This window comes from Achromobacter pestifer (assembly GCF_902859625.1).
Lineage (GTDB): Bacteria > Pseudomonadota > Gammaproteobacteria > Burkholderiales > Burkholderiaceae_B > Achromobacter > Achromobacter pestifer.
Genome location: NZ_CADIJX010000005.1, coordinates 391,859 through 410,650, shown reverse-complemented (window position 1 = coordinate 410,650; position 18,792 = coordinate 391,859). Strand labels below are relative to the sequence as shown.

Sequence of the window (18,792 nt, the reverse complement as noted above, 5' to 3'; positions counted from 1 at the left end):
CATCAGGCTCCTCGTTCCAGCGTGTCGCCGGCGTTGGCGCCAGGCGGTACGCCTTCGGGTTCGTCGCGTTCGTCATGGCGCACGCGGAACCAGGCCGCATACAGCGCGGGCAGGAAGAACAGGGTCAGCACCGTGGCGCTGGTGATGCCTCCCATCAGCGCCGTCGCCATCGGGCCGAAGAAGTTGCTGCGCAAAAGCGGAATCAGGGCCAGCACCGCCGCGGCGGCGGTCAGCACGATGGGGCGGAAGCGACGCACCGTGGCGCCCACGATGGCATCCACGCGCTTGTGGCCGTTCAGGATGTCTTGTTCGATCTGGTCCACCAGGATGACCGAGTTGCGCATGATGATGCCGAACATGGCGATCACGCCCAACATGGCCACAAAGCCAAAGGGCTTGCCGAACAACAGCAGCGCCGCCACCACGCCGATCAGGCCCAGCGGCGCGGTCAACACCACCATCAGCACGCGCGCGAAGCTTTGCAATTGCACCATCAGCAGGGTCAGCACGGCCACCGCCATCAGCGGCATCTGCGCGTTGATGGACGATTGCCCCTTGGCGCTTTCCTCGACCGGGCCGCCGACGGCAATGCGGTAGCCAACGGGTAGCTCGGCGCGGATGGCGTCCAGCTTCTTGTCGATGGCATGGGTGACGTCGATGCCTTGGGATCCGCTGGTCACGTCGGCCTGCACCGTGATGGTGGGCTGGCGGTCGCGTTCCCAGATGACGCCATATTCCAGGTCGTAGCGCACTTGTCCAAGACTGCCTAGCGGCACCGGGCCGTTGGCCGTGGGCATGGCCAGCGTGGCCAGGCGGGCAGGGTCGATCCGTTCTTCACGCGGGGACCGCAGCGTGACGTTGATCAGCTTGTCGCGTTCGCGGTATTGCGTCACCGTATAGCCCGACAGGGTCATGGCCAGGAAGTCGGAGATATCGCTTGAACTGATGCCGAGTTCGCGTGCCTTCTGCTGATCGATCTCGAAGCGCACGGAACGTTCAGAGGGCTCGTCCCAATCGAACTGCACGTTGACCGAACGGGTGTCGGCACGCACTTCGGCAGCCACTTTCTCAGCCACCGCGCGCACTTCCGGGATCTGGTCGCCGCTGACGCGGAACTGCACCTGATAACCGACAGGCGGCCCGTTCTCCAGGCGCGACAGGCGCGTGCGGATGGCGGGGAATTCCTCGCGCAGCATCGGTGTCAGCCATTGCGCCAGCTTCTCGCGGTCTTCCACCGAATGGGCGGTGATGACCAATTGCGCGAAGTTGGGCGTGGCCAACTGTTGGTCCAGCGGCAGATAGAAGCGCGGGGCGCCGGTGCCCACGAAGCTGACCGAATGGTCGATCTCGGGGCGGCCGTCCAAGGCTTTTTCAAGCCGCTCCACCTGACGCAAGGTGGCTGCGAACGACGCGCCTTCCTGCAAGCGCACGTCCACCAGCAGCTCGGTGCGATCCGAACTGGGGAAGAACTGCTGCGGCACCAGCTTGAAGCCCGCCATGGATACGACAAAGATCAGCACCGTACCGGCCAGCACCCAGTAACGGCGGTCAACGCACCACGCCACCCAGCCGCGCAGGCGCTGGTAGAAGCGGGTGTTGTAGATATCGTGTTCGTGATCGTGCGGCAGATGGGCTTCGCGCTTGCGTTCGGGTAGCAAGCGGTAGCCCAGCAGGGGAATCAGCACGACGGCGGCAAACCAGGAGGTGATCAGCGCGATGGCGGACACCTGGAAGATCGACCGGGTGTATTCGCCGGTGCTGGACTTGGCCAGCGCGATCGGCAGAAAGCCCGCCACCGTGACCAGCGTGCCGGTCAGCATGGGGAAGGCGGTGCTGGTGTAGGCATAGGCGGCCGCGCGGGCGCGGCTCCATCCCTGTTCCAGTTTCACCGACATCATTTCCACGGCGATGATGGCGTCGTCAACCAGCAGGCCCAAGGCCAGCACCAGCGTGCCTAGCGAAACCTTGTGCAGACCGATGCCGAACATGTCCATGAACAGGGCCGTGACGGCCAGCACCACGGGGATCGAGATCACCACCACCATGCCGGTGCGAAACCCCAGCGACACCAGGCTGACGATCAGCACGATGGCGACGGCCTCTGCCACCGAACGCAGGAAGTCGTCCACCGAACGCGATACCGCTTGCGGCATGCTGGACACTTCCGTCAAGGTCAGCCCGGCCGGCAGTTGCGCGCGCAGCTTATCGAACGTCGTGCCCAGCGCCTTGCCCAGGCGCACCACATCCTGCCCGGGCTGCATGGTGATGCCGATGCCCAGCACCGGATTGCCGGCCGTGCGCATCTGTTCGACAGGCGGGTCGTCGTAGCCGCGGTGGATCGTGGCGATGTCGCCCAGCCGGATCGACTTGCCGTTCACGCGGATCAGCGTATCCGCCAGCACGCGGCTGTTCTCGAACTGGCCGGTGGGGCGCACGAAGATGCGGTCGTCGGCGGTCGTCAGCGTGCCGGCGCTGGCCACCGCGTTCTGCGTATTGATCGCCTGGGCGATCTGCTGCGGCGACACACCGAGCCGGGTCAGCTGCGTGTTGGTGATTTCTACGTAGACGTGTTCGGCCTGGTCGGCGAAGTAGTCCACCTTGGCCACACCCGGCACGCGCAGCAGCACCGTGCGCAGCTTGTCCGCATAGTCATGCAGTTGCGCGGGCGAAAAGCCATCGCCGTGCAAGGTATAGATATTGGTGTAGACGTCGCCGAATTCATCGTTGAAGAACGGGCCTTGCACCCCTTGAGGCAACGTGGCCTGGATGTCGCCGACTTTCTTGCGAATCTGATACCACTGTTCGGCCACGGTGCTGGCGGGCGCCGAATCCTTCATGGTGTAGAAGATCAGTGATTCGCCTGGCCGCGAGTAGCTGCGCAGGAAGTCCGTGTTGGCGGTTTCCTGGAGCTTCTTGCCGATGCGGTCGGTGACTTGTTCCTGCACCTGTTGCGCGGTCGCGCCCGGCCACAGGGTCTTGATGACCATGACGCGGAAGGTGAAGGGCGGGTCTTCCGACTGCGCCAGCTTGGAATACGACAGCACGCCAAACAGCGTGACCAGCGCAATGATGAAGATCACCAGCGGCTGGTGGCGCAGCGCCCAGGCCGACAGGTTGAATTTGCCTTCGTCGTGGCTGTGGCCGGCCCCTTGATCGGGCGCGCTCATGACGCGAAGTCCTCGGGGTGCAGCGGCGGCACCGCGCGGACTTTCTCGCCTGCGGACACGGTGTGCACCCCTTGCCAGACCACACGTTCGCCGGCCTTGACGCCGCCGGACAATGTGACGGTGCGGGCGTCATAGCGCAGCACCTGCACGCGGCGCAATTCCAGGGTGTCTTCCTGTTGTTTGACGACCCAGACGGCGGGTTCCTTGCCATCATGGAACAGCGCGGTGGCGGGCACGGTGTAGGTCGCCTGGCCTGCTGCGTCGCGGTTGTCGAAACTGATGTTGGCCGTCATGCCCAACCGAACCTCGGGCGAAGGCGATTCCAGGGTGAGCTTCACGCGGTAGGTGCGGCTTTGCGGATCGGCGGCGGGTGCGATCTCGCGCAGGACGGCCGTGAAGGTCTTGCCGGGCAGGGGCCCCAGCGTGACGCTGGCGCGCTGGCCCACGGTCAGTCCGGCCAGCACGCTTTCGGGGACGTCGCAGATGGCGTCGATGTCGCCCGACCAGGCCAACTGGTAAACGGGGGTGCCGGCCGCCACGTTTTGGCCGGTGTCGGCCTGTTCAGCGGTGATGACGCCCGCATGATCGGCTTGCAGGGTGGTGTACTTCAACTGATCCGCCGATAGCGCGGCCTGCTGCGCGGCCTGATCCCGTTGCGCCAGCGCCGAGGCATAGGCGTTGCGGGTCTGCTCAAGCTGGTTGGCGGCAATCAGGTTCTCACGCGACTGGGCGCGGTCGCGGTCCAGTTGCTGGCGTGCGTACTCCAGCTGATGCTGGGCGGCCGTCAACTGGGCGCGGGCGGCGGCGGCATTCTTGGTCGCGTCGGCGGGGTCCAGCTTGGCCACGACCTGGCCCGGGGTGACGCTATCACCCAGCCTGACCTGGCGTTCGATGATCTTGCCTGCCACGCGAAACGATAGCGGCGTGCTGTAGCGCGCCTGCACTTCGCCCGGCAGCGTCCAGGCCGGCAGGTTTTTGTCGGCCGTGGCCGCCATGGCGACCACCGGGCGCGGGGCGGGAGCGGGGGCTTCCTTGGGGCTGCACCCCGACAAGGCCACTGCCAGCACCAGGGCAGCGGGCACGAGCAGCCGGCGCGTCAGGTCGTGGGCGAAAGAAGAGGGCAACGCCGCGTCAGCAGCAAAGTCACGCGCCGCAGGATGCGCGCAATGGCCAGGACAATTCACGAAACACCTCGCGGCGCGGAAAGGGCGAAAGAAGGGCGAGCCGAGCTCGATACGGCCTGGATTCTAATGCAGATATGAATTCAGATTCAATACTGTATTTGAAATGGTGGCCAGTGCTAAACTCGCGCCATGTCAAAAATCCGTCTCACCCGAGAACAAAGCCGAGACCAGACGCGCCAGCGCCTGTTCGAGGCTGCGCAATCGGTTTTTCTCAGCAAGGGTTTTGTGGCCGCCAGCGTCGAGGACATCGCCGAACTGGCGGGGTACACGCGCGGGGCCTTCTATTCCAATTTCGGCAGCAAGTCCGAACTGTTCCTGCAACTGCTCAAGCGCGATCACGAAAAGGTGATGGCGGACATGCGCGCCATCTTCGAGGACGGGGAATCACGTTCCCAGATGGAGGCGCGGGTGCTGGAGTACTACAGCACGCATCACCGCGAGAATGATTGCTTTCTGCTCTGGATGGAAGGCAAGCTGCAAGCGGCGCGTGACCCGGAGTTCCGGGTCGGCTTCACGGATTGCCTGCGCGAATTGCGGGCGGCCACCACCGAATATGTCCGCCAGTTTTCCGCCCGGGTGGGCACGCCGCTGCCGATGCCGGCCGAACAACTGGCAGTGGGCCTGCTGGCCCTGTCCGACGGCATGCAGTTCAGCTACGCCTTCGACCCGCAGGGCGTCAGCCTGGAAATGACCGAAGCCGTGTTGGCGGGGTTCTTCCGCCGCGTGGTGTTTGGCGATCCCAGGCCCGAAACGGCAGCGGACGGCCAGTAGCGCCGGCAGAGGCTTAGCCCAGCAATTCCGATATCTCGATCAGGTTCAGGTCCGGATCGCGCAGGTACACCGAACGGATCTTGCCGGTGGCGCCCGTGCGGGGCACCGGGCCTTCGATGATCTTGGCGCCCGCCTGGTTCAACTGGGCGATCACCGCTTCCAGCGGCCGGTCGGCGATAAAGCACAGATCCAGCGCGCCCGGAACAGGCAAATGCGCCTTGGGTTCAAATTCATGCCCCCGCACGTGCAGATTGATTTTCTGGTTGCCGAAGCGCAGCGCCTGCCGGCCTTCCCCGAAAGTCTCCAGGCGCATGCCCAGGATGCGGGTGTAAAAATCTACGGTGGCCTCGGGGTCGGTGCAGGTCAGGACCAGGTGGTCCAGATGATCGATCATGCGGTTCTCCGTTATTTCACGTTGTCAGCCGTGCGCTGGCCGTGATAGTAATACCAGCGGCGCGCAGCCCGACTGAGGGGGGCCTGCGCCGGATTTTTCAACCCTCGGGCGAAAGGAGCGGCAGCATGACTTCAGAAACCCGACCATCCACGATCAACCGCCCGGTGTTTTTCCCAGCGGCCATTTTCACGCTGCTGCTGGTGGGATTCGCGATATTGGCGCCCAAGTCGGCGCAGAGCCTGTTTGGATCCGTGCAGCGCTGGATTCTCGGCAATGCCAGTTGGTTCTACATCCTGGTCGTGGCGATCATCCTGCTGGCTGTCGTGTTCCTGGCCGTCAGCCGGTACGGCGACATCAAGCTGGGGCCTGACCACAGCGAGCCGGACTACCGCAATTTCACCTGGTTCGCGATGCTGTTTTCCGCAGGGATGGGCATCGGCCTGATGTTCTTCGGGGTGGCGGAACCCGTGATGCACTTCATGTCACCCCCGGTGGGCGAAGGCGGCAACGCCATCGCCGCGCGTGAGGCCATGAAGATCACGTTCTTTCACTGGGGCTTGCACGCCTGGGCCATTTACGCGGTGGTGGCGCTGATCCTGGCGTTCTTCAGTTATCGCCACGGGCTGCCGCTGACGCTGCGTTCCGCGCTGTATCCGCTGATCGGCAACCGCATCCATGGGCCGATCGGGCATGCCGTCGACATCTTCGCCATCATCGGCACGGTGCTGGGCGTGGCGACGTCGCTGGGGCTGGGCGTGGCGCAGATCAACAGCGGCTTGAACCATCTGTTCGGCATTCCGGTGGGCGTGACGACGCAGATCATCCTGATCATCGTCACCTGCGGGCTGGCCACGGTGTCCGTCGCCAGCGGCCTGGACAAGGGCATCCGCATCCTGTCCGAGACCAATCTGGTGCTGGCGGCCGTGCTGCTGCTGTTCGTGCTGATTGTCGGCCCCACGGTGTTCCTGTTGCAGACCTTCGTGCAGAACACTGGCGCGTACCTGTCCGACATCGTCAACAAGACCTTCAACCTGTACGCCTATGAACCCACCGACTGGATCGGCGGCTGGACGTTGTTCTACTGGGGCTGGTGGATTGCCTGGTCGCCGTTCGTGGGCCTGTTCATCGCGCGTATTTCGCGCGGCCGCACCATCCGCGAATTCGTGACGGGCGTCTTGCTGGTGCCGGCGGGCTTCACGCTGTTCTGGATGACGGTGTTTGGCGACACCGCCATCCACATGATTCTGGTGGACAAGGTCCAAGGTTTCGCGGAGGTGGTGGAGGCGGATTCCTCGCTGGCGCTATTCGCGTTTCTTGAGCATTTGCCCTGGAGCAACGTGCTGTCGATCGTCGCCATCGTGATGGTGGCGGTGTTCTTTGTCACCTCGGCCGATTCGGGCGCGCTGGTGGTGGATCTGCTGGCGTCCGGCGGGTCGGATCGCACGCCGGTGTGGCAGCGCATCTTCTGGTCGTTGTTGATGGGGGCGGTGGCCATTGCGCTGCTGCTGGCGGACGGGTTGACGGCCTTGCAGACGGCCACGATTGCCAGTGCGTTGCCGTTCTCCGTCATTCTGCTGCTGTCGGTGTGGGGGCTGTTCAAGGCGCTCAGGCTGGATGCAACCAAGCGCGGCATCCGATACCAATCGCTGACCTTGTCACGCCCGGCGCGTGGCGGGCAGTCCTGGGAGCGGCGCTTGCGCAACATGGTCATGATGCCGCGCCGCGCCCATGTGCAGCGATTCATCAGCGATGTCGTGCGTCCCGCGCTTGACGACGTGGCGGACGAATTGCGCAAGCAGGGCTATGCCGTCGAGGTCCGTGAAAACGAAGACGAGGGCAGTGCCATCCTGGAGGTTTCCCACGGCGAGCACCTGGATTTCTCGTATGCCGTGCAGCCCGAGGCCTTTGTGCGGCCCAGCTTGACGCCGGAAGAGGCCGCCGACGAGGAAGAGCGCAAGTACTTCCGCGCCGAGGTCCATCTGCGCGAAGGCGGGCAGGACTACGACATCATGGGCTGGAGCCGGGACGCCGTGATTGGCGACATCCTGGACCAGTACGAGCGCCATCGCCATTACCTGCACATGGTCCGGACCTGACGGCCTGGATCGGCCGCACCCCAACAACCGCCAGGTTTCCTGGCGGTTTTTTTTCGTCCATAGGCAATCCCTATTCGAGGCATTGGTTTAGCCATTTTGACGAAACCGCCGGAATCATGGATTATCCAAGCATATTCTTGGATAAATAGAGAGCGAATCATGAAGGCGAAATCAGGGGCATGGGCGGCGGGCGCCGTCGTGTTGGTCTTGGCGGTGGGGGGCGGACTGGTCTGGAAGTTCGGCGGCGCATCTCAAAAGGGCGGCTGGGCGATGGCGCCGGCCAAAGTGGCGGTGGCCCCGGCCGTGCGGGCGGACTTCCCCGTGGCGCTGACCGGCATCGGTTCGCTGGAGGCAACGCGCCAGGTGCAGGTGCCGGCCGAGGTGGATGGCCGCGTCACCCTGATCCTGTTCACGGCGGGCCAGCAGGTACAGGCCGGGCAGTTGCTGGTGCAAATGAACGATGCGCCCGAACAAGGCGAACTGGCGCGTTTGCAGGCTCAGGCGCGCAATGCGCGAACCTTGCTGGAACGCACGCGCCGTCTGCTGCCGCAACAAGCGGCCACCCGTGAGCAACTGGATCAGGCGCAGGCTGACTATGACCAGGCCGCCGCCGACATCAAGCGGGTGCAGGCGCTGATCGAGCAAAAGCGCGTCAAGGCGCCATTCGACGGCGTGCTGGGCGTGCGCCGCGTCAACCTGGGCCAGTTTGCCAAAGCCGGCGACGCGCTGGTGTCGCTGACCGACGCCTCCACGCTGTACGCCAACCTCACTTTGCCGGAACAGGCGCTGGGCGCACTGCGCGCCGGCCAGCCCGTGACCGTGACGGTGGACGCCCATGCCGGGCGTGAGTTCGCGGGCCGCGTCACGACGGTAGAGCCGCAAGTGGACCCGGGTTCGCGCACCGTGCGCGTGCAGGCCACCTTGCCCAACGCAGAGGGCGCGCTGGCGGCGGGCATGTTCGCCCATGGCCGCATCGGTCTGCCTGACCGGCCCAACGTGATCACGGTTCCGGAAACCGCGGTCAGCTATAGCGCCTATGGCGATTCCGTCTACGTGTTGACCCCGCCCAAGGCAGGGCAGGACGGCGCGGCCTCGACCGTGCGGCAAGCCTACGTGAAGACGGCCGAGCGCGTGCGCGGCCGGGTGGTCGTGACCGATGGCCTGGACGCCGGCGATCAGGTCGTGACGTCTGGCCAACTGCGCTTGCACAACGGCGCGGCGGTCGACGTCATTGCTCAAGACACCGTGGCGCTGGGCGACGCGCAGCAAACCGTGGCGCAAGCCCGGTGATGGGTCGGAGGCAATCATGAAATTCACCGACCTGTTTGTCCGCAGGCCTGTACTGGCCCTGGTGGTCAGCACGCTGATTCTGCTGTTGGGCATCAAGGCGCTCAGCGGCCTGCCCGTGCGGCAGTATCCGCTGACCGAAAGCACCACCATCACCATCACCACCCAGTATCCCGGCGCATCGCCTGACCTGATGCAGGGCTTCGTGACGCAGCCGATCGCGCAATCGGTCGCCACGGTGGAAGGCATCGACTATCTATCTTCCTCTTCCACCCAGGGCCGTAGCGTGATCACGGTGCGGATGAAGCTGAATGCGGATTCCAACAAGGCCATGACCGAGGTCATGGCCAAGGTGAACGAAGTCAAATATCGCTTGCCCGAAGACGTGTACGACCCCGTGTTGGTCAAGTCCGCGGGCGAGGCGACTGCCGTGGCCTACGTGGGCTTTTCCAGCACGACCCTGTCGCTGGCGTCGCTGACCGATTATCTGTCGCGGGTCGTGCAGCCCCAGCTGTCCTCGATCGACGGCGTGGCAAGCGTCGAGCTCTATGGCGGCCAGAAACTGGCCATGCGCGTGTGGCTGGACCCCAACCGGATGGCCGCGCGCGGCATCTCGGCGGGCGAACTCGCCCAGGCGCTGCGCGACAACAACGTGCAGGCCGCGCCAGGGCAGGCCAAGGGGCTGTATGTGGTGTCCAACATCCAGGTCAACACCGATCTTGTGAACGTGGCGGAATTCCGCGACATGGTGATCAAGCAGGATGGCGACGCCATCGTTCGGCTGGGCGATGTGGCGACCGTCGAACTGGGCGCGGCATCCACGGATTCCAGCGGTTTGATGGACGGCGAGCCGGCCGTGTATTTCGGCCTGAACGCCACGCCGGTCGGCAACCCTCTGGTCATCGTCAAGCGTCTGAACGAGCTGCTGCCGAACATCAAGCAGAACCTGCCGCCGGGCACCAGCGTGCAGGTGCCGTTCGAGCTGGCCCGTTTCATCAGCGCATCCATCGACGGCGTGATGCACACCTTGCTCGAGGCCATCGCCATTGTGGTGGTCGTGATCTTCCTCTGCCTGGGGTCGTTGCGCGCCGTGCTGATCCCGGTCGTCACCATTCCGCTTTCCATGCTGGGCGGGGCGGCCATCATGGCGCTGTTCGGATTCAGCGTGAACCTGCTGACCCTGCTGGCCATGGTGCTGGCCATCGGCCTGGTGGTGGACGACGCCATCGTGGTGGTCGAAAACGTGCACCGGCATATCGAAGAAGGCAAGTCGCCCGTGCGGGCCGCGCTGATCGGCGCGCGGGAAGTCGCGGGGCCAGTCATCGCCATGACGATCACGCTGGCGGCCGTCTATGCGCCCATCGGCCTGATGGGCGGGCTGACGGGGTCGCTCTTCAAGGAGTTCGCCTTCACGCTGGCGGGCGCCGTGGTCGTGTCGGGTGTGATCGCGCTGACGCTATCGCCGGTGATGAGTTCTTTCCTGCTGAACAGCCGGGTGTCGGAAGGCTGGATGGCGCAGCGCGCCGAGCGCTTCTTCGGACGATTGGGCGACGCCTATGGCCGGGTCCTGGACGTGTCGTTGCATCACCGCTGGGTGACCGGGCTGATCGCGGTGGGGGTGCTGATCAGCCTGCCGTTCCTGTACAACGCCGCACAGCGCGAGCTGGCGCCGGTCGAGGACCAGTCCACCGTGCTGACGGCGATCAAATCGCCGCAGCAGGCCAACATCGACTACGTGGAGAAATTCGGCAAGAAGTGGGACGACGTCATGAAAACGCTGCCGGAGCAGAGAGGACGCTGGCTGATCAACGGATCGGACGGCGTGTCCAACAGCATCGGCGGTGTGGACTTCGTAAACTGGGAAGACCGCAAGCGCTCGGCCGACGAAATCCAGGCCGACATGCAATCCCTGGCCAACCAGGTTGAAGGCAGCAATATCTTCGCGTTCCAGCTGCCCTCGCTGCCGGGTTCCACCGGCGGGCTGCCTGTGCAGATGGTGCTGATGAGCGCAGCCGATTACCCGGTGGTCTACGAGGCCATGGAAAGCCTGAAGAAGGCCGCGCGCGAAAGCGGATTGTTCATGGTCGTGGACAGCGACCTGGACTACAACAACCCGGTCGTGCAGTTGAAGGTGGACCGCGCCAAGGCCAACAGCCTGGGTGTCACCATGAAGGCCATCGGCGACACGCTGGCCGTGCTGGTGGGTGAAAACTACGTCAACCGCTTTGGCATGGATGGGCGGTCGTATGACGTGATTCCGCAGAGCCTGCGCGAACAGCGCATCTCGCCAGAATCGCTGGCGCAATTCCACGTCAAGAGCGCCAGCGGCGCGCAGGTGCCGCTGTCCAATCTGGTGTCGGTGTCCATGGGCGTGGAACCGAACTCGCTCACGCAGTTCAACCAGTTGAATGCCGCCACGTTCCAGGCCATTCCGATGCCTGGCGTCACGATGGGCGACGCGGTGCAATTCCTGACCGGGCAGGCGCAGCAATTGCCCGCCGGCTTCAGCTATGACTGGCAGTCGGATGCGCGCCAGTTCAGCCAGGAAGGATCGGCGCTGATGATCACCTTCATCTTCGCCATCATCGTGATCTATCTGGTGCTGGCCGCGCAGTACGAAAGCCTGCGCGATCCCTTCATCATTCTGGTCAGCGTGCCGATGTCGATCTGCGGCGCCTTGATACCGCTGGCGCTGGGCATGGCCACCGTCAATATCTATACCCAGATTGGCCTGGTGACACTGATCGGCTTGATCAGCAAGCACGGCATCCTGATGGTGGAGTTCGCCAACGAAATGCAGGTCAGCCACGGGCTGGATCGTCGCGCCGCGATGGAGCAGGCCGCCCGCATCCGCCTGCGTCCCATCCTGATGACCACGGCGGCGATGGTGATGGGATTGATCCCACTGCTGTTTGCCTCCGGGGCCGGCGCGCATAGCCGCTACAGCTTGGGCCTGGTGATTGTGGTGGGCCTGCTGGTGGGCACGCTATTCACGCTGTTCGTGCTGCCCACCGTCTACACCGTGTTCGCGCGAGACCACCGCGCGGCCAACGATACGCCGCGCGCCCGCGAACTGGCCGCGGCGCAGAGCGAGGACGCCCACGCGGCCGTCCAGCACTAAGGAACTGTCATGATTCATTCCATTCATACCAAACGCTTGCGGCGCGGCCTTGCCGTCCTGTTGGCGGCTCTGGCCACGGCCGGTTGCGCGGTGGGGCCTGACTATCAGAAACCGCTGGCGGCGCCGGTGGCGTTGGTCAGCCCCGAGCAGGCGCTGTTTTCCACGGACCAGTTGCAACGCGACTGGTGGCGGCAATTGCAGGACCCGCAACTGGATCGCCTGATCGAGCTGGCCCTGGCACGCAATCACGACATCCGCATCGCCCAGGCACGGCTGGCCGAGTCCCGTGCCGTGCTGGACGAGAAAGAACTGGACCAGTTGCCCGCCGTGACGCTGGACGGCCGCTATGAGCGCAGCCTGTCGCAAGCCAATGCGGGCGCGGCGGGGCAGCGCAACCTGGCCCAAAGCTACCGGGCGGGGTTTGACGCCACCTGGGAGCTGGACCTGTTTGGCCGTCTGCGGCGGACGGCCGAAGGGGCGGCGGCGCGCAGCGAAGCCCAGGCGGCGGATTTGGCCCAGGCCCGCATCGTGGTGGCGGCGGAAGTCGCGCGCAATTACTTTGAACTGCGGGGCGCCGAACAGCGGCTGGCCGTGGCGCGGGCCAATCTGGACAGCCAGCGCGATAGCCTGCGAGTGACCCAGGCGATGGTCACGGCGGGCCGTGGCGACGAAGGCGATCTTGCCAGTGCGCGGGCCGAACTGGAAACCGTGCAGGCCAGCGTGCCCGTGCAAGTGACGGCCAGGCGGCTGGCGCTATACCGCATCGCGGTGCTGGCCGGACTGCGGCCCGTGGAACTGGGGGAATTGGACGCCGGCAAGCCGTTGGCCCCGCTGACCGCCCGGCTGCCGATCGGCGATGTGGGGGCCTTGCTGTCGCGCCGTCCCGACATCCTGGCGGCCGAACGCAACATGGCCGCGGCCAATGCCGACGTGGGCGTGGCCACGGCTGAGCTCTATCCGCGCATTGATCTGGGCGGGTTCCTGGGTTTCGTCGCGTTGCGCGGGGCTGACTTTGGTTCGTCTTCCAGCCGCGCGTTCAGCGTGGCGTCGGGTGTGAACTGGCCCGCGTTCCACCTGCCGACGGCGCTGGCAAGAAAGCGCGGGGCCGTGGCTCGTTCCGAAGGCGAGGTGGCGCGCTACGAACAGACCGTGTTGCGGGCCGTGGAAGAGCTGGAGTCTGCGCTGGCGGAATTCGGCCAGACGCAGCAGCGCCTGGGCAATCTGGCGCAGGCCGCCGCGCATAGCAGTCGTGCAGCGGATCTGGCGCAGTTGCGTTACCGCGAAGGCAGTGCCCCGTATTTGACGGTGCTGGATGCGCAGCGTACTCTTTTGCGCGCTCAGGACGCCGTGGCCGTGGCTGAAACTGAGTCCTACACCCGCCTGATTGCGCTGTACAAGGCGCTGGGCGGGGGCTGGGAAGCCGGGCCAGAGGCGGGGACGGAAGCGGCCGCAAAAGCTGCCGCGCCTGCCGCTGGCTGACCATGGCCCCGCGGTTCGTGGCAACATAGAAAAAACCCCGGAGTATCGTTATCGCCATGTCTGACAGTCTGTCCCAACCCGTCACCTGGACGCCGCATCAACCGGCGGATCGTGTGCTCATGACCTTGAAGACGCGCGGGCCACAGTCCATCGCGGTCATCGCGAAGGCCATGGACGTGACCGCCGAGGCCGTGCGCCAACAGATGACGCGGCTGCACGCGGACGGGCTGGTTGACTCCGAAAGCCATAGCGCCGGGCGTGGGCGCCCCACGCAGATCTGGTTCCTGACGGAAGCCGGCCATGGCCGCTTCCCTGATACGCACGCGGAAATGACGGTGCAGATGATCGGGGCGGTGCGTCAAGTGTTTGGCGACGAGGGCGTGGAAAAGCTGATCCAGGTGCGCGAGACCGCCATGCTGAACAGCTATCACCAGGTCATGCTGGGCGCCAAGGATCTGGGCAGCCGACTGGAACGCCTGGTGCAGATGCGCTCGTCCGAAGGCTACATGGCCGAGTTGCGCAAGGAGGGCGCGGGGTACCTCTTCATTGAAAATCACTGTCCGATCTGCTCGGCGGCCAAAGCCTGTATGGGCTTTTGCCGGAGCGAGCTGGAACTGTTCCGCGCCGTGCTCGGCACGGACGTGCAGGTCGAACGGGAAGAGCACATCCTGGTGGGCGCGCGCCGCTGCGCCTACCGCGTCACCCCGCTGGGAAAAAGCAAGGCATAGGCAACGTATGAGCGCCGCGCGGGCGCCCAGGTGCGCCGTTTACGATCGGTCCTGCACGGGTTGTTCCCATCCGCCCAGCGCCTTGTAGAGCTCCACCGCATTGACCAGCCGGCGTTGTTGCAGCCGGATGTATTCCTGTTCGGATTCAAACAGGCTGCGTTGGGCTTCCAGCATTTCCAGATAGCTGGCCACGCCGCGGTCGTAGCGCCGCTCGGCCAACCGCTGGCGGTCGCGGTCGGCGTCGCGGACCTTGCGCTGCGCATCGATCTGCGTGCGCAAGGTGTCGCGGGCGGAGAGCGCATCGGCCACTTCGCGGAATGCCAGCTGGATGCTGCCTTCGTACTGGGCCACCGCGATGTCCTTGCGGGTTTCGGCCAGCGACAGGTTGGCGCGGTTGCGGCCAGCGTTGAAGATGGGCAGCGTCAGCGTGGGCGCGAACACCCAGCTTCCCGTGCCAGATCCAAACAGATCCGAAAAACTGCCGGCGGTGGTGCCGATGTCCGTCGTCAATTGCACCGATGGGAAGAAGGCCGCCCGTGCGGCGCCGATGTCGGCATTGGCGGCGCGCAACGTGTTCTCGGCCTGGCGCAAGTCTGGGCGACGCGCCAACAGCGTCGACGGCAATCCGGCCGCAAGCGGCATCAGGCTCTGGCTTTCCAGCAACACGGCTTCCGTTCCGGCCGGCAATGAGAAATCGCCTGCCAGCAGGCCCAGGGCGTGCACGGCTTGGCGGTATTCCCGGCTGAGTTCCGCCTGTGTGGCGCGGGACGATTCCACCAGCATCTGCGCCGTGCGCAGCCCGATGGCGGTTTCCAGCCCCGCGTCGTAGCGGCGCTGCGTGACTTTCAGCGTCGCTTCACGCAACGCCAGCGTGCTGGCGGTCAGGCGCAATTGTTCGGCCAGCGAGCGCTGGTTGAACACCGCCGTGGCGGTTTCCGCCACCAGCGACAGCGTGGCCGCGCGGTGCGCCTCTTCGCTGGCCAGGTAGCGTGCCAGCGCGGCGTCACTCAGGCTTTTCACGCGGCCGAAGAAATCCAGTTCAAATGCGGTGATGCCAACGGCGGCGCGGTAGCGGTTTGCCACCGGCAGAGCCGCTTGCCCGGGTTCCACGCTGCGGCCCCGGTTGAATTCGCCCCGGGCGTCAATGCTCGGCAAGCGGTCGGCCTGCTGCACGCCGTATAGCGCGCGCGCCTCCTGGATGCGCAACGCCGCCACGCGCAGATTGCGGTTGTTCTGCAATGCCGCATCGATCCAGGCTTGCAACGCCGGGTCATTGAAATACGCGCGCCAATCCTCCGGGATGTCGGCTTGTCCCGTTTGCGGGGCCGTGTCGTAGGCTGCCGGAATTGGCGCGGCGGGGCGTTCATGCACGGGGGCCAGCGAGCAACCCGCCAGCGCCGCCGTCAATAGGGTCATGGCCATGGTTTTCATGGCGTGGTCTCCACAGGGTCGCGGTCTGTCTGACGCGCGGGGCGGGCTCGCCCGCCAAACAGGCGGCCCACGATCAGGAAAAACAGCGGCACCAGGAAAATGGCCAGCACGGTCGCGGTGACGATGCCGCCCAACACGCCGGTGCCGATCGCCGCCTGCGCGCCCGAAGCCGCGCCGGTGGCCAAGGCCAACGGCAGCACGCCGACGCCAAAGGCCAGTGAGGTCATCACGATGGGGCGCAAGCGCAGGCGTGCCGCCTCCAGCGTGGCGGACACGATGCCCTGGCCGTCGCGCACCAGATCCTTGGCCACTTCCACGATCAGGATGGCGTTCTTGGCCGACAAGCCGATGGTGGCGATCAGGCCCACCTTGAAATAGATGTCGTTGGGCATGCCGCGCAAGGTCACGCCCAGCACGGCGCCGATCACGCCCAGCGGCACCACCAGAATCACGGCCAGCGGAATGGACCAGCTTTCATACAGCGCGGCCAGCGCCAAGAACACGATCAGCACCGACAAGGCAAACAGCGCGGCCGCCTGGTTGCCGGACAGCCGTTCCTCGTACGATTGGCCCGACCAGTCGAAACCGATGCCGCGCGGCAAGTCGGCGGCCAGTTCCTCCATGGCACGCATGGCTTCGCCGCTGCTGTGTCCCTTGGCCGCTGACCCGTTGATCGTGAACGTGGGGAAACCGTTGTACCGGCTGAGCTGCGGCGGGCCCATCGTCCATTTCAACGTGGTGAACGCGGATAAAGGCACCATCTGGCCCTGCACGTTGCGCACATGCAGGCGTGACACATCGTCCACGTCGACCCGGCTCTTGCCGTCCGCCTGCAAGGTCACGCGCCGGACTTGACCGTTGTGCATGAAGTCGCCGATATAGTCCGAGCCATACATCACCGCCAACGCGGTATTGATTTCGTCCACCGTCACGCCCATGGCCTGCGCCTTGTCGCGGTCGATGTTCAGTTGCAGCTGCGGCGCCTCTTCCTGGCCGGCAAAGACCACTTCGGTCAGCGCAGGGTGCTCGGCCGCGGCAGCCAGCAATTGCTGGCGTGCCTGGGTCAGGGCTTGATAGCCCAGGCCCGCGCGGTCTTGCAGGCGGAAGTCGAAGCCCGACGTGGAACCCAGGTCCGGCAGCGGAGGTGAATTCAGTGCAAGCACGGTTGCATTCTTACGCTCGGCAAACGCCTCGTTGATGCGTTCGACGACCGCATCCACATGCTGGTCGGCACCTCGTCGTTCTTTCCAGTCCTTGAGCGTCACAAAGAACATGGCCGAATTCGGGCCGCTGCCGTACAGGCTGAAGCCGTTTACCGAATACACGAATGCGACGGGTTCGTGGTCAAGCATGTAGCGTTCAACCTCCTTCACCAGCGCCATCGTGTCGCTTTGCGGCGTGCCCTGGGGCAGGATGACCATGGCCATGAAGCTGCCCTGGTCTTCATCGGGCAGGAAGGAAGAGGGCAGGCGCATGAACAGGAACGCCACGGCGGCAATGACGGCCACATAGGCCAGCCCATAACGCACGGGCCGGGCCAGCACGCCCGCCACGCGGGCCGTGTAGCGGTCGGTCAGCCGTGCGAAGGCACGGTTGAACCAGCCGAAGAATCCGCGCTTTTCGTGGTGTCCGGCAGGCACGGGTTTCAGCAGGCTGGCGCACAGCGCCGGCGTCAGTGACAACGCCAGGAATGCCGAAAATGCGATGGACACCGCGAGTGTCACCGCGAACTGGCGGTAGATGTTGCCGACCGCGCCGTCAAAGAAGGCCATCGGCACGAACACCGACACCAGCACTACGGTGATGCCCATGATGGCGCCGCTGATCTGGCGCATGGCGCGCACGGTGGCGTCGTGGGCCGACAAGCCTTCCTCGGCCATGATGCGCTCCACGTTTTCGACCACCACGATGGTGTCGTCCACCAGGATGCCGATGGCCAGCACCATGCCGAACATGGTCAGCACGTTGATGGAAAACCCCAGCCACAGCATCACGCCCAGGGTGCCCAACAAGGCCACCGGCACCACCAGCGTCGGGATCAGCGTGGCGCGGAAGTTCTGCATGAACAGGTACATCACGCAGAACACCAGGGCCACGGCCTCCAGCAAGGTCATCAGCACCTTCTGGATCGAGATCTCGACAAAGGTGGAAGTCTCGTAGGGCAGATCGTAGGTGACGCCGGGCGGGAAGTACTGCGCCAGTTCGTCCATGGTGGCGCGGATGCGGCGCGTGGTGTCCACGGCGTTCGATCCCGGCGCCAGCTTGATGCCCAGCCCGGTGCCGGTCATGCCGTTCACTCGGGACAGGTACATATAGTCGGTGCCCCCCAGCTCCACGCGCGCCACGTCCTTCAGGCGCAAGGTAGCGCCGCCCGGCTGCGTGCGCAGCGGGATGTTGGCGAACTGCTCGGGCGTGTGCAGGGATTCACCCGCCACGATGCTGGCGTTCAGCGGCGCATCCTTGGGCACGGCCTGGTTGCCCAGTTCGCCGATGGTGACGCGCGCATTGTGGTCGCGCAGGGCGCGGGCCAGGTCGCCGGGGGTCAGCGACATCGCCGTCAGCTTGGCGGGATCGGGCCAGATGCGCATCGCGGCCTCCGCGCCGAAGGACTGCACCTTGCCCACGCCTTCCACGCGGCGCAGCGCCTGCAACACGTTGGAGGCGGCCAGTTCGCCCAGCTGGATATCGTCCAGGCGTCCGTCGGATTTCAACGACACCACCAGCTGGATGTTGTCGGCCGCCTTCTCCACGCGCACGCCATCGCGCCGCACGGACTCGGGCAGGCGCGGCTCGACCGCCTTCAGACGGTTCTGCACTTCGACGGCGGCAATGTCCGGATTGGTGCCTTGCTTGAAGGTCAGGTTGATGCTGGCCCAGCCGGTGGAATCGCTGGTGGACGACGTATACATCAGGCCGGGCGCACCGTTCATCTCGCGTTCGATGATGGCGGTGACAGCCTCTTCGACCACCTGGGCGGATGCGCCTGGGTAGCTCGCGCCGATGTTGACCACGGGCGGGGCGATGTCCGGGTATTGGGCGACCGGTAGCGCGCGGATCGACAGAACGCCGATCAGCACGATCAACAACGAGATCACCCATGCAAAGACGGGGCGATCAATAAAGAAACGCGCCAT

At 65.1% G+C, this 18,792-nt stretch carries 11 protein-coding genes; 6 read left to right on the top strand and 5 right to left on the bottom strand.

Annotation, left to right across the window (positions count from 1 at the left end; translation table 11 throughout):
• Positions 1-2: 2 nt before the first annotated feature.
• Complete coding sequence (locus HV753_RS21015; protein ID WP_175176521.1) at positions 3-3,167, bottom strand: efflux RND transporter permease subunit; 3,165 nt, start codon at positions 3,165-3,167, stop codon at positions 3-5.
• On the bottom strand, positions 3,164-4,351 hold the full coding sequence (locus tag HV753_RS21010; RefSeq protein WP_425485910.1) for an efflux RND transporter periplasmic adaptor subunit: 1,188 nt from the start codon (positions 4,349-4,351) through the stop codon (positions 3,164-3,166). Before HV753_RS21010 ends, HV753_RS21015 begins: the two co-directional genes overlap by 4 nt.
• A 129-nt stretch (positions 4,352-4,480) precedes the next feature.
• On the opposite strand from HV753_RS21010, the gene HV753_RS21005 reads away from it, so the two are divergent.
• A complete protein-coding gene (locus tag HV753_RS21005; RefSeq protein ID WP_175176520.1) occupies positions 4,481-5,122 on the top strand; it encodes a TetR/AcrR family transcriptional regulator in 642 nt (213 codons plus the stop codon).
• 13 nt (positions 5,123-5,135) lie between these two features.
• Here HV753_RS21005 and HV753_RS21000 read toward each other — a convergent pair whose 3' ends face one another.
• Positions 5,136-5,516 carry a VOC family protein gene (locus HV753_RS21000; protein WP_175176519.1) on the bottom strand — a complete coding sequence of 127 codons (381 nt, stop codon included), beginning with the start codon at positions 5,514-5,516 and terminating at the stop codon, positions 5,136-5,138.
• Between the two features lie 125 nt (positions 5,517-5,641).
• Between HV753_RS21000 and HV753_RS20995 the strand changes: the two genes are divergently transcribed.
• From HV753_RS20995 to HV753_RS20975, 5 genes are all read left to right on the top strand, one after another.
• Positions 5,642-7,612 carry a BCCT family transporter gene (locus HV753_RS20995; protein ID WP_175176518.1) on the top strand — a complete coding sequence of 657 codons (1,971 nt, stop codon included), beginning with the start codon at positions 5,642-5,644 and terminating at the stop codon, positions 7,610-7,612.
• Positions 7,613-7,771: 159 nt separating this feature from the next.
• Entirely contained in the window at positions 7,772-8,902 is a 1,131-nt protein-coding gene (locus tag HV753_RS20990; RefSeq protein WP_175176517.1) for an efflux RND transporter periplasmic adaptor subunit, read from the top strand.
• A 16-nt stretch (positions 8,903-8,918) separates the two neighbouring features.
• Positions 8,919-12,020 (top strand): MexW/MexI family multidrug efflux RND transporter permease subunit, encoded by a 3,102-nt coding sequence (locus HV753_RS20985; RefSeq protein ID WP_175176516.1) that lies wholly within the window; start codon positions 8,919-8,921, stop codon positions 12,018-12,020.
• Between the two features lie 9 nt (positions 12,021-12,029).
• Entirely contained in the window at positions 12,030-13,499 is a 1,470-nt protein-coding gene (locus tag HV753_RS20980) for an efflux transporter outer membrane subunit (RefSeq protein WP_175176515.1), read from the top strand.
• 56 nt (positions 13,500-13,555) lie between these two features.
• Entirely contained in the window at positions 13,556-14,227 is a 672-nt protein-coding gene (locus HV753_RS20975) for a helix-turn-helix transcriptional regulator (RefSeq protein ID WP_175176514.1), read from the top strand.
• Positions 14,228-14,266: 39 nt separating this feature from the next.
• Here HV753_RS20975 and oprZ read toward each other — a convergent pair whose 3' ends face one another.
• Together oprZ and HV753_RS20965 are read right to left on the bottom strand one after the other, a co-directional pair.
• Positions 14,267-15,658 (bottom strand): multidrug efflux RND transporter outer membrane subunit OprZ, encoded by a 1,392-nt coding sequence (gene oprZ, locus HV753_RS20970; RefSeq protein WP_175176513.1) that lies wholly within the window; start codon positions 15,656-15,658, stop codon positions 14,267-14,269.
• Complete coding sequence (locus HV753_RS20965; RefSeq protein ID WP_175176512.1) at positions 15,655-18,792, bottom strand: multidrug efflux RND transporter permease subunit; 3,138 nt, start codon at positions 18,790-18,792, stop codon at positions 15,655-15,657. The genes oprZ and HV753_RS20965 overlap by 4 nt, the downstream gene beginning before the upstream one ends.

Coding starts and splice junctions, on each gene's coding strand:
- HV753_RS21015 (WP_175176521.1), bottom strand. CDS start 3,167: ATGAGCGCGCCCGATCAAGGGGCCGGCCACAGCCACGACGAAGGCAAA.
- HV753_RS21005 (WP_175176520.1), top strand. CDS start 4,481: ATGTCAAAAATCCGTCTCACCCGAGAACAAAGCCGAGACCAGACGCGC.
- HV753_RS21000 (WP_175176519.1), bottom strand. CDS start 5,516: ATGATCGATCATCTGGACCACCTGGTCCTGACCTGCACCGACCCCGAG.
- HV753_RS20995 (WP_175176518.1), top strand. CDS start 5,642: ATGACTTCAGAAACCCGACCATCCACGATCAACCGCCCGGTGTTTTTC.
- HV753_RS20990 (WP_175176517.1), top strand. CDS start 7,772: ATGAAGGCGAAATCAGGGGCATGGGCGGCGGGCGCCGTCGTGTTGGTC.
- HV753_RS20985 (WP_175176516.1), top strand. CDS start 8,919: ATGAAATTCACCGACCTGTTTGTCCGCAGGCCTGTACTGGCCCTGGTG.
- HV753_RS20980 (WP_175176515.1), top strand. CDS start 12,030: ATGATTCATTCCATTCATACCAAACGCTTGCGGCGCGGCCTTGCCGTC.
- HV753_RS20975 (WP_175176514.1), top strand. CDS start 13,556: ATGTCTGACAGTCTGTCCCAACCCGTCACCTGGACGCCGCATCAACCG.
- oprZ (WP_175176513.1), bottom strand. CDS start 15,658: ATGAAAACCATGGCCATGACCCTATTGACGGCGGCGCTGGCGGGTTGC.
- HV753_RS20965 (WP_175176512.1), bottom strand. CDS start 18,792: ATGGCGCGTTTCTTTATTGATCGCCCCGTCTTTGCATGGGTGATCTCG.